Raw genomic sequence first — 12741 nt, forward strand, 5'->3', positions numbered from 1 at the left:
TAAATTTCTTCTTTCTACATTAAAAGAAAGCCGACGGAAGCTCGAATTATGCATTAATATTAAATCCGGAATAATGCATAATATTGAATTGTTTTAAGTAATATAAAATGAAAAAGATGGTGTTTCTGCATATATAGAAGAATTATTGGGCTATATGGCAGAACAGGAACTGATCTATCGGGATAATATGGTATTACGCTGTGGCCGAAGCAGATATTGAAAAAATTTGCCAAATCCAATAAAGAAGATAATATTTACCAGCAGGCTGTAAGCTTAAATAGCCACCAATCTAAGATATAGTATAGGGCAATTTGTTTTTAATAAAACAGATTAAAGTGGCCTGATAAATACATATACCATCATTAAATTTGTCTGTGCGATCAGAAAGTGCCGTTTTCAGTATCAGGTAAATTTATGGATATCTGAGCATAATCTGCCATGTAGACAGATTGCCACTATATAGGTAGTAAATATCTTCTCAGGTTATGGATGCTGCGTTTATCGCTATACCTATCGGCTACTTAATAATAGTAACAAATGTCCCTTGTTTTTAAATCAATAATTGCCAAATTTCCACCTCCTGTACCGAGTCGCCACGATTCTTCATTGAAGAAGCTAGGTTTATTTATTAGCACAATTTTACCCACTAGCTCAGATTCGAAATATAAATATCCATCATTAGTAACTTTGTCAAACTGACTATGCTCAGTATTGATGTATTTAAAAATTATTTTCTCGCATGAACACTTAGAATCCGGTTTTCCAGATGGTTCCCATTTTTTTCCAGATTGTAAAATACACCTATCGAATTCCCAGTCAAATTTCATTAATATGTTCTGATAATTTAAATCATATAAATAATGTTTAGCAAGTTTCGAGGTACATGTCAAAGGAAGGAATAAAATAAAAGCTATAAGCAGGATATAAAGTAACTTATTTATAATATACTTTTTTCTGTTAGATTTCTGCTTATTCATATATATTGGTAAATTATTGTCAAATAGATAATATATCATTAACAAAAATGAGTTTGCCACAATTGTCATTAAAATTAATGAAATGTTGTGCCTGATCAACTAAACCGGCGCTTATATAATTAGGGCTGTAAATAAATTATTTAAAATAAATTCATACTAAGCAGTAAATATCTTCTTTAAAAGAAAACCGGCGGATGCTGAAATTATGAATTAATATTAGATACGGAATAATGCATAGTATTGAATTGTTTTAAGTAATATAAAATGAAAAAGATGATAATAATGCATATTGGTTATTCTGCATATACCAGAATAACCAATATGATTTGTATTGTTTTTTTACAAAGAAAAAAGATTCAGTTTGGAAATAATTACCAGTTTCTTTATTTATTAAGCCTTACCAGTTAATCTTTAATCCGACAGAACCATTTACCGGCGCTTTAGTATGTGCATCACCACCATTAGACCATGTATGGCCGATTTCACCATAAGCTTTTACTTTGTTTGTAATATCGTAAGTACCGCCAATTGCCAGCTCAGTGCTGGCATGAGAGGCACCTGCATTTAATCTGGTTGTGGCTACATTAGTAATGTAACTGGTATGGTCGGCACCATCAGGTGAGTAAAAGAAATTTACCCGGGCATAGGGTCGCAGACTTCCTTTATTCAGTTGATAGTTGCCTTCGAGTCTTCCGCCAAGGCGGAAGAGCCAGGCATTATTGTGTGAGTGACTGACTGTAGTACGTCCGCTGATATCAGAATCATTTAAATCCAGCCACTGATGAATAATCTGAGCCTGCGGTTCAAGCTTCCAGTTGCTGCTGCCCAGAGTAAACGGCTGACCTATTTCTACTGAAGCCGTAACGCCATGACCTTTCTGTTTACTGGACGGATTGTTATCCGGTTTAATATCAACATGATGGCGGGCACCTTGTACTACAAAATCTGCATAAGCACCATTTTCACGGGTGTAATTACCATATGCGCCGATAAAGTAAGATTTGGTTGTGTTTTTACCTGCTCTGGTATTAATACCGCTGGTAAAGCCGTCAACATCGAGATTACCGTGCAGATAGCCGACATATCCGCCGGCACGCCAGCCGTTGCTGCTCCAGATATCACTGCCCAGTTGTAAACCGGCATAATTACCGGTAGTACGGGCATTGGCCGGCCCGTTTTGCTGAATATCAGTACGGCTGGCAATCACTCTGCCCCAGCTCATACGTTCATCAGGCAGAGGAGTAGATCCGATACGCTGATGCATATTAGCGAGCATAAGGCTGTCAGCCTGTCGTAACTGAGAGGCAACTGCGGCAAATAATGGTACTTCTTTACGGTATAGCGGTCTGAGTTTTGATGGTTTAGTTGTCGTACCACTATTGCCAGAGCTGCCGTTACTGGCGTTATTGCCACCGGAGTTGTTACCACCAGAGTTATTGCCACCAGAGTTATCGCCACCAGAGTTATCGCCACCTGAGTTATCGCCACCTGAGTTATCGCCACCTGAGTTATCGCCACCTGAGTTATCGCCACCAGAGTTATCGCCACCTGAGTTATCGCCACCGGAATTATCATCACCAGGGTCTGTTTGCTTTTGAGAGCGTAAATACCAGTTATTCCCGTTTTGCTGCAAATCACCTTTAAACAAATGGTATTCATATGCACCTCTGTCTAAATGATCGCCTTCCAGTGCAAAAGCATCCCCAGTACTGTTACCGTTAACTTGGACTAATTCAATGCCATTAGTATTTCCGGTATCGCCGCCAAGACCATCAATGCTTGCAAACCTGATGGTGGTTTTACCTGTCACATTACCCTGAACAGTCAGTTTATCGGCAGTATTGTCAGCAATGCTGTCATTATCTTTTAAAGCAGAATTAAGTTTCAGATCCAGAGTCAGTTTACCGCCATTACCCTGATAATTTCCGTTAATCGTTAAATTGTCTCCGGTGAAATTACTATGGAGATTAATATTGCCTGAGTTAAACACATCGCCATTAATCTGTGCCTGTCTTAGAGAGTCGATAAGATTGACTGTGGTACCATTCCCGATATTAAGCTGATTAGTATTCAAATCTCCGCTCAGGCTGAGGGTACTGTTTTGAGCCAGATTTATTTTTTCCCAGTTACGAATAGCAATATTTCCAGCAATACCATTATTATTACCCGTGGTAGAACCAGTCAGAGACTGATTAATATTCAGTATATCAGTCATTCCGTCATTACTGCTGGTATCGTCCCCGCCATCGACTACAGTAATATTACTGATAATGGCTCCGCGATTGATAGAAAGAGTGTCACTACCGTTACCCAGATCAATACTCCCGATGACGTTTGAACCGCTATTCAGCGTAACATTGGCATTACCATCACCATCACGAATAGCCCGACCAGAAGTTGCTGAAACACTGGTACCGGTATTAAGGGTAATAGTTGTTGTACTGTTTGGTTTATCCAGAACAACAATACCTGCTTCCGTACCTCCGCTTATTTGATTGGCCAGGGTAAGTGTAGTACTACCTGAACCAGAATTGTGTATCTCAATTGCGCTGATTCCTCCGCTAATTCTTCCATCTAACTGAGTAATTTTGACATCCGTGGCCTGTTCTCCGTTTTCAGCCCAGATTCCATATCCGTTTGTAGCTGTAATTGATCCGTTAGAAATAATTTCTGTTGCACCATACGCATGATTCATTGCATAAATACCGTTAGTTCCGGCATTGATATCCGCTGATTCAATATTTAATCCCGTAGCCTGGTTTGCATTTACTACACTGATACCGGTATTACGGGTTGCTGTTACGGATGTCTTATTGTGGATTGTAGTTGCGCCTGTACCATTATTGGTTGCATATATGCCATTATCAGCACCTGATATAGCATGAGTATTAATAGTCAGGTCTTTTGTATTATTGCCATTATTAACAAAGATTCCGTTACCAGATGTAGCGGAAATATTACCTTCAGATGTAATTTCAGTAGAATCTGTACCAGAATTGATAGCGAAAATACCGGTATTTGTACCTTGAACACTTTTACTGATAACAGTTAATTTCTCACCATGATTTTCTGTATAAATACCATTACCATTATTTGCATATACATCGCTGTTAGTGGTAATGGTTGTAGAACCTTTACCACTATTGTATGCATAAATACCGTTGGTATTGCCTTTTACGGTATCTTTGGTTGTAATAGCTATGTTTTTGGCTGATACATTCGCATTATTAACCCAGATAGCATCGGTAGTGCCTGATTCAATAACTTGGTTAACGATAAGTGTCGCTGATCCTGTACCATTGTTGTATGCGTAAATGCCATGTGCCTTACCAATAACAGCTCCGGTAGTAATAAATAAATCTTTTGCTGCAGTATTATTCATAGCATAAATGGCATCATCATTATCAGATATAATGGTGCCATTAGCTGTTATTTGTGTGGAACCGCTGCCTCCGTTATAAATGCTAATACCTTTGCGCTGTTTGCTATGAATAGAGGCTGTTGAAAGTTTAGCATCGGTGCCTGCATTATTAATATAAATACCACTGACAGAGTCAGATAACATATCTTGGGTGGCATTAATGATAATCGCACCTGTCTGGCTATTATTTGTTGCATCAATATTGGTGATGTTTTTATTGTTTGCGTTTACGGTTAAATTTCCTGCGCCATTTTGATTAACGATGGTAAGTGTCTGATTTAATTCATCGGTAGATGTATTGATAGTCTGACTGGAAGGATCCCGGTTTTCAATACGGTTATTGCTGATAGTGGTATCCGCATATGTACTGATACCAGGTGTATTTGACCTGAATGTTGTACAAAATTTGCTGTTTTGAAACGAAAGTGGACATTGTGCGTAAGTCAGACCAGAGGTTGCTATGCCGATACCTATAATGCTTACCAGCCTGAGCTGTGCTGCTTTACCCACTTTACGGGCTAGTTCTGAGGTAACAACATATGCCTGTACTTGTGCACTCCAGATAAGTTTGTAGATTTTATTCATATTGATAAAATAGTCAGGTTAAAAAATAATAATGCTTTAGTTACAGCAATTAGTTACACAATCATTTAATCGGACATTAAGAAATAAGACATATCCAGTATTAATTCGACAATAAAAAATCAATTAAGTCAAAAATTTAACTATTTGATAGTTAATAAAAAAATGTTATTATTTGTTAGTTATATAAATAATAATAATGATTAAATAAAATAAAAAAATTAGGATTTCTATGAGGTATGGCAGATAACTGAAGCCTTAGTCTGATATTTTATGTTTATGGTATATTTATCTATATTAATATATTTGTTGAAATGTATTTTTTAGTAAGCAGATTTGGGAGTAAATAGTTATATTTTATGAATATGGAATTAGATTAAAATAATAATCAGGTAATTTAAATCTTTGATTTGTTGTAAATTGGTTTCAAAAGTATCTGCAGTATTTTTAATAACGTTATCGTTATACCCGTAGAACAACGTAACCGGTTACATATTATTTAATAAATGCAGACGGCTGAAGATTTATAGTAAACTGATTGAGAAAATCATACTATTAATCACGATAAATCAAAATTTATTAATTACTGATGTTCATAATAAGAAATTAAATGGTGGAGTTTGCTCAATACAATTAATATGGGATGGCTGTGGATATATTGCTTCTTAATGTATTGTAAGCTTATATTGTATTGCTAGCCTTGCAATAGTCAGTCCGGCACTCAATGTAGGCAACAGAATGTTGTGGCACAGGTTTTGGCTGAGTTGCTGGCTTTATATTTTCTTAATCTGTCACAATAGATAATTAATCTGGTCAGGAAATATATATGGCAGAAGTTATGGTATTGGTTGTAGAAGATGAAGCTGCAATTTCTACCCTGATTCAATTTACTCTCGAGCAGGCCGGCTTTGTTGTTCAATGTGTATCTAGTGTAGAAGCAGCACAGCCGTTATTGCAATCCAGGCTGGCTGACATGCTGCTAGTGGACTGGATGTTACCCGGACTTTCCGGTCTTGATTTTATTCGGCAGCTGCGGAATGATATTCGCAGCCGTGATTTACCCATTATTCTATTAACAGCACGAGGTGAAGAAACAGATAAAGAGCAGGGGCTGAATCTAGGTGCAGATGACTACATTACTAAACCTTTCTCACCACGAGAACTGATTGCGCGAATTAATGCACTTTTGCGCCGGCGTGCACCGCAAAAAACCAGTGTACCACTGCGTATTTATGGTCTGGAACTCGATCCGCAGGAGCAGCGTGTACAAGTAAACGGACAAACCATTCCCTTCGGCCCCAGTGAATTTAAGTTATTACATTTCTTTATGACACATCCGGATCGTATATACACCCGCAGCCAGCTTCTTGATCTTGTCTGGGGTGATCATGTGTTTGTTGAGGAGCGTACGGTAGATGTTCATATTCGCCGGTTAAGACGAGGACTTGAAACAGTGGGGCATGACCACCTTATACAAACAGTGCGTGGCAGCGGTTATCGCTTTTCACCATAGCCGGAAATACTTCTTAAATTTATCTTCTGTGAAATGATATGCTTCTGTCTGAACTGCGTCATCATTTATATTTAATACTGGCAACCTTGATAGTGGTTGTCGTAGCGTCATTGCTGGCTGGCGGCCTGCAATTCATGCTGATCAGCTTGTGCTGCCTGTTTTTTTTGTGGTTGGCGGGTTACTGGTATCATTTATTTAAACTGGTTCGGTGGCTGGAAAGACCGAAATTACGTAATGTGCCACAGGGGATCGGGATCTGGAACAATATTTTCAATACTTTGATGCTACAGGCACGTAGCCGTAAAAAGCGCAAACAGAAACTGGGTGTTGCCTTGTTACGCTTTAACCGCATTGCTGAAACCATACCAGAGGGCGTATTAATCCTCGGGCAGGATGGACATGTTCAGTGGCTGAACCATCTGGCCGCAATCCATCTGAATCTGGTTGCTGAACAAGACAATAAAAGTATGCTAGCTGATCTGATTGAAAATAGTGATTTCCGGCGATTTCTGGATGAGCCGGTAACAGAATCGGTGAATAGAAAGCTTACACTTGAAAATATAAATAGCGGATTACCACGTGTATTAAATATTATCCGTACTCCGTTTGATGAACAGGCAACACTGATTATTACTCAGGATATTACTGCTGCCGAACAATTGAATGCTACCAGAACAGCATTTGTGGCCAATGTTTCACATGAACTGCGTACTCCTTTAACTGTAATCAATGGTTTTCTGGAAACTTTAACTGATATGCCGGATTTGCCGCAGGAACAGCGTCAGTCATTTATTGCACTGATGAGTAAAGAAGGAACCCGCATGAATCATCTTCTGGCAGATTTATTAACCTTATCACGACTGGAAAATCAGGTTACTGCATCTTTATGTAAACAGTCGTTGTGCCTGAGTATTCTGGTTGAGCAGGTGGTATATGAAGCTGAAATTTTGTCTGAAAATAAACATCGTTTTATCTGTGAAATAGCTGCAGATATCTGGGTAGAGGGAATTCAGCAGGATTTATATAATGCATTCAGTAATCTTCTGTTTAATGCTGTACGCTATACTCCGCAATATGGAACTATTACTATCCGGCTCTATATGGAACAGAATGTGCCGGATTGTAGTCAGCAAATTGTATTTCAAGTGAGCGATACGGGTCATGGTATCGCTGCGGAGCATATTCCTCATCTTACCGAACGCTTTTATCGTGTAGATTCAGGCCGCTCACGCGAGAGCGGTGGTACAGGTCTTGGGCTGGCCATTGCTAAACACGCTCTGGCAGAACATGGCGGTAAATTACAGATTGAAAGTATTACCGGGAAAGGCAGCACTTTTAGTGCCATATTACCGCAAATGAATAATAGCAAAATACTTGACAGCAGCCGCACTCCTGCCTAAAATGCGCGCTCTTGGGTCGTTAGCTCAGTCGGTAGAGCAGCGGACTTTTAATCCGTTGGTCGAGCGTTCGAATCGCTCACGACCCACCATTTTTCCTCCATATATTCTAATATTCTACGCATTTTATCATTTCTTCCCTTGTATTATCTGTTGTGACAAAACTGTGCCATTTTGATGTCATGATATTGTTAATCTTTAATGCAGGCTGGATTAAATGCTTCAGTACTAAATGAGCATATCTTTGCACCTATCTCTAGAGATTTCCAGCCACTCATATCTAATGCCATGCATTGAAACACCATCTTCAACTAGCCTAGTAGCCCATGTATGTCATGAATCATGCCGGTTGAATTTTCACTCAAAGCTTCTGCTGGTCATGTATTCCTGATTTCAGTGCTACCAGTAATAGTATTTCTAGATCCGAGCTGTTTAAGCCCATATTGTATTTTTAAGTAATAATTAAAATTCACTACACTTGTTTGTAGGCCGTTTAATTCCAAATATGTTTACATTAGATACTTTAGCCTGTATCAATTTAATAATGTTACTTTTAAATCGCTAAAATTTAAAAGATTTTTCCATAGTAATTTTATAAATTCTTCAGCTGAAATCCCCATAACCTAATTCTCAGTTATAAAAATTTAAAAAATATATCCTTAAAATAGATAAGATAATTAAATTGATTTGAACTCAAAAAATTTGCTGATTTAAGTCTTTATTTCCTGAGTATTTTGAAAAATGACTAAAAAACAAATTAAGAATAAGGACTTTTAAACTAAATTCGCTCCCGCTCCAGATAGGCAACAGCCAGTAAAGCAGAGCTATTTGCCAGATACTGCTTATGCTGAAGAGCCGGAGAAGGCTAAGTTACTGGTTTTTTATTATTTGAAGGTTTCTGCTGGAATATGGTTCTGATTTGATTAATACAGTAGTTGAAATGATTAAGAATGATTAATTTTATCAGCTACTACTTTGACTAGAAAATTGGAACCGTTGTTACAGAGCAGTAGAACCGTAAAATTTATTAATAAGAATAATATTAAATATACCAAGTATAGACTGAATGTTGTATAAATAATTTCTTAATAATTAAAATTTGAAATTATATAAATAATTTGGTTGAAAATTTGATTTTTATAATAAACATATGTTAGAAATTATTTATATTTTAATTATGTAAATTACGGAGAAATTATGATAAAAATCAGTAGCAGATTTGCCATGCTTTTCTTATGCTTTTTTTTCTCACAATCAGGATTTGCAAGAATCATAACTAATGCAAATGATCCGGAAGTGAAGTCAAAATGTGCAGATGGCACATATTCAACTTCAACTGGAAGGGGTACATGTTCTCATCATGGCGGGGTTGTTTATGATGATTTGCCAACAAGAAGAAAATCAAATAAAAAACCTAAAACTGAACAACCAAAAAATACTATTAAATGTAAAGATGGAACTTCAACTAAAGCAGGAAAAGGGACTTGTTCGCGACATGGTGGAATAGCACGATAGAAATTTAAGCAATAGTGTGAGAATGATATTTTTAAAGTAGTACTCTGCACTTAAAAATATTTAATTTTAAGAAAGGCTACTGCCGCTTTTATACAATTACTTTGGTTGTCTGTGCAACCAAAGTAATGAGTAAAAGTATAATGAGATTTAAATCCTGATAAGTTTAATTAAAAGTACATTTGAAGCTGATTTAATGTGGATTCATTTTTACCATTGACTGCCAGGTAAATAAATATCATTGTTAATTTTTAGCCTTCAATATCATAAACGATATTATTGTGTGATTGGTGTTGAATTAAATCATTGCACAAATTTATCAAAAATTGCTTGCGCCCGTGTAGTAAATTCAATATTAGAGGTTTTAGATGTTAATTTACTGATAATTCTTGATCTGTTCTATATTAATTCTTATACAATTTTCTGGCTATTGGGGCAGATCGTTGCTGACGATTTAAGTTTGAATTGTGACAGCTTCCTTTAGAATGTGTGAGCTGGTCTTTCATTGCGTTGTATCGCCTCAATAGGCTATTTTACTATTTATTTAGAAACATTGCTTACATATCCATATTTATGCATGGAATATGATATAGATTCTTTTCTTTAATGATTACTTCTCTATGCTGGCAGTGCGTAGTCGCACAGGGTATAACTTGTTCACGCATTTTTCTGCAAAGTGAAAATGCTATACACATAAATCATTTTTATGTAGATTAAACATATAAATAAAATTCATATACCATAAAATTACAATGATGTATATGTGAAATGGCAGTTCATCTGTTCGATATTCCTACATATGTAAGGTAAATAAATACTGATGATCTTTAACTGTAAAATTATTTTACTGCCATTCTTGAGGTATCTGGCAGTGCTCTGGCGGATATAGAGAGTACAATATTAAGTACTTCACGCTTTTTGCTGAGCTCGTTCTTTTAGGTTGCTTCCTGTAATAAATTATTTATCTGGCGACGTATTTCTTTTATCTTGAAGTTTCTTTTCATTCTAATTTTCCACGTCTGCTTCATTGTTCCGGCTGGTGCAAGTGAGTTGATTATGTATACCTTTTAATCCGTTGGTCGAGCGTTCGAATCGCTCATAACCCATCAATTATCTGTTATATTAAAAATTTAACTAAATATTTTATAATATAAATTTATTATTATAATTTTATTAATTTATCAATGACTATTTATTCTTTAAATTATCAGTTTGATGATTGGTCATTTTTTTGTCAAAATTTATATACTTAATTATAGTATTTGTAATTATTATTAAATTTATTCTATATATTATAGAATATTTAGATTTATTAAAATCGTTTCTAACTATTTCAACACAATATTTTATTTTTCTGCTCATAAAATCTCAAAATTTATAATTAAATTAATGATTTAAAGTTATATTTTATCCTCTACTTTTCGCTATTTTCATGCTTTGTTAGATGAAATTATTTTGAATGAGATAAATGTAAAGTCATTTGATATTAAGCAACATATTATTTAATAAATATAAATAATCTAAAATAATTTAATTTGATTTATAACAAAAAATAATCTAATTTTATCTATATAAGACAATTGATTATTAAGGTTATAGCATGTTAATATCAAATGCATTAAATGTGATAAGCATTAACTTAAGTTAACTTAATATTAAAGATTGATTGCCAAATGAATAAAATATACAAACTGATTTGGAATGCCAGAGAACAGGCTTATGTTGTGACTTCTGAGTTGGCTCGCAAAAGCGGGAAAGTAGTGGGAGCCAAGGTTGTCACAACAGTGATTGGTGCACTGGCTTTAACTGCAAATGTAGCTCAGGCTCAGTGTGTTTCTACTTCGGAGCAAAATCAAATATGTACTAATGCAGCTAAGGAAGTTGTCATTTCAGATCGGGACAGACCTGATGGCAAGGATATTGCATTCATTGGTATTCCTTCTGATGATCCAACTATTTCACAGGTAGAGGTTTTTGAAGTTTTTGGCTTGGCAGATGGTCAAAATATAAAAGTTGAAAGCGAGCGTACCGGACAGAAAGGCAGTATTTGGGGAATAAATTCCGGAACAGGCGAAACAACAGTCAATATTTCTGGGGATGTCATTTCGTCAGGAAATGAAATGATACCTGGTGATACAGATACGCCAAAATTTGACGATGCTGTTTCAATAACCAATTCTGAAGATGCTACCAATTTGACTGTAAACCAGACTGCAAGCAGCAGTACTATTAAGGGTGAAAATATTGGTATTACAACTTCTAATAATAGCGATAAAGGATCTACCAATATAAATGTTGCTGGTACGGTACAAGCTAAGGTGGGTATTTATGCAGATAATGGGCAAAACTCAAAAGCAATTAATATTAATCAGGCTGAAACAGGCAATATTGAAGGTTCAGTTAATGGAATCGTGGTGAATAATCAGGGTATTGATGCTATCAATATCAATATTAGCGGAAATGTTACAGGTGAAGGAACGGGAACCGGATCAGTACCTGTGGATACTGATGATCCCATAGATCCGATGAATCCGAATGGTGACATATTTAATACTGGTAGTGGAATTATTGCTGAAAATCAAGAAAATGCGACTGATATCAATATTAAGCAATTAAAAGAAAGCAGTAGAATTCAGGGTACAGCAACAGGCATCAGTGCGGTAAATTCCGGTACCGGATCTACAACTATTAGCACAGTGGGTACGGTGATTGCAGATGGACCGGAGAAGAATGGTACCGGCATTTCTGTTTTCAATGGTGAAACAGCGAATGCAATCAATATCACTCAGGAAACAGGTAGTATTAAAGGTAAGGAAACCGGAATTGTTGCGACAAATTTAGGTAAAGGTGATACCAAAATCACAACCGGAGGTGATGTAACAGGTACTAGTGGTGCTGGTATACAGGCAACTAATATTGACTGGGCGGATTCTGGTGAGAAAAGAGGTATAGCAGTAAATCAGACCGGAGGAAGCATTACAGGCGGTACTGATGGTATCAGTGCAATAAATACGACCGGCGGAGCAGTATCAGTGGAAACATCCGGTCAGGTAACAGGTAATGCCGGTGCAGGTATTCTGGCGGTTTCAGGTACAGCTGATGCAGATGATGTAAGCATAGATGATTGGTACAATAGTCAGAAATTAGCTGGCAAAAACATTGCAGATAGTAGTCTGGCTTCATCTGAGGGGATTAATGTTATCCAGAAAGATAAAGATAAAGATAAAGATGGAGATATAACTGGTTTTAATAGTGGTATTGAAGTTAATAATTATGGATCAGGTGCTACTAATATTGAAATTAACGGAAAGGTAAAGGCAACCAGTACTGAAACAGTAT

The 12741-nt window shown here is 36.4% G+C and carries 5 protein-coding genes and 1 tRNA gene; 5 read left to right on the forward strand and 1 reads right to left on the reverse strand.

Going from position 1 to position 12741, the window contains the following annotated elements:
• Positions 1-1374: 1374 nt before the first annotated feature.
• Complete coding sequence (locus tag H3V01_RS10100) at positions 1375-4983, reverse strand: autotransporter outer membrane beta-barrel domain-containing protein (protein ID WP_198186734.1); 3609 nt, start codon at positions 4981-4983, stop codon at positions 1375-1377.
• An 823-nt stretch (positions 4984-5806) separates the two neighbouring features.
• Here H3V01_RS10100 and phoB point away from each other — a divergent pair.
• From phoB to H3V01_RS10125, 5 genes are all read left to right on the forward strand, one after another.
• Positions 5807-6493: a phosphate regulon transcriptional regulator PhoB gene (gene phoB, locus H3V01_RS10105; protein ID WP_084552673.1), complete on the forward strand. Its 687-nt coding sequence runs from the start codon at positions 5807-5809 to the stop codon at positions 6491-6493.
• A 38-nt stretch (positions 6494-6531) separates the two neighbouring features.
• On the forward strand, positions 6532-7893 hold the full coding sequence (gene phoR, locus H3V01_RS10110; RefSeq protein WP_198186718.1) for a phosphate regulon sensor histidine kinase PhoR: 1362 nt from the start codon (positions 6532-6534) through the stop codon (positions 7891-7893).
• 13 nt (positions 7894-7906) lie between these two features.
• Positions 7907-7982: transfer RNA gene (locus H3V01_RS10115), tRNA-Lys, on the forward strand.
• 1105 nt (positions 7983-9087) lie between these two features.
• The gene (locus H3V01_RS10120; RefSeq protein ID WP_198186719.1) at positions 9088-9405 is read left to right on the forward strand and encodes a DUF3761 domain-containing protein; all 318 of its coding nucleotides are present in this window, start codon (positions 9088-9090) and stop codon (positions 9403-9405) included.
• A 1670-nt stretch (positions 9406-11075) separates the two neighbouring features.
• The coding region (locus H3V01_RS10125) for an ESPR domain-containing protein (protein ID WP_198186720.1) at positions 11076-12741 on the forward strand (1666 nt) is incomplete at its 3' end.

It is taken from the genome of Snodgrassella sp. M0351, assembly GCF_016100575.1.
In the GTDB taxonomy this organism is placed as follows: Bacteria; Pseudomonadota; Gammaproteobacteria; order Burkholderiales; family Neisseriaceae; genus Snodgrassella; species Snodgrassella alvi.

Coding starts and splice junctions, on each gene's coding strand:
- phoB (WP_084552673.1), top strand. CDS start 5,807: ATGGCAGAAGTTATGGTATTGGTTGTAGAAGATGAAGCTGCAATTTCT.
- H3V01_RS10100 (WP_198186734.1), bottom strand. CDS start 4,983: ATGAATAAAATCTACAAACTTATCTGGAGTGCACAAGTACAGGCATAT.
- phoR (WP_198186718.1), top strand. CDS start 6,532: ATGCTTCTGTCTGAACTGCGTCATCATTTATATTTAATACTGGCAACC.
- H3V01_RS10120 (WP_198186719.1), top strand. CDS start 9,088: ATGATAAAAATCAGTAGCAGATTTGCCATGCTTTTCTTATGCTTTTTT.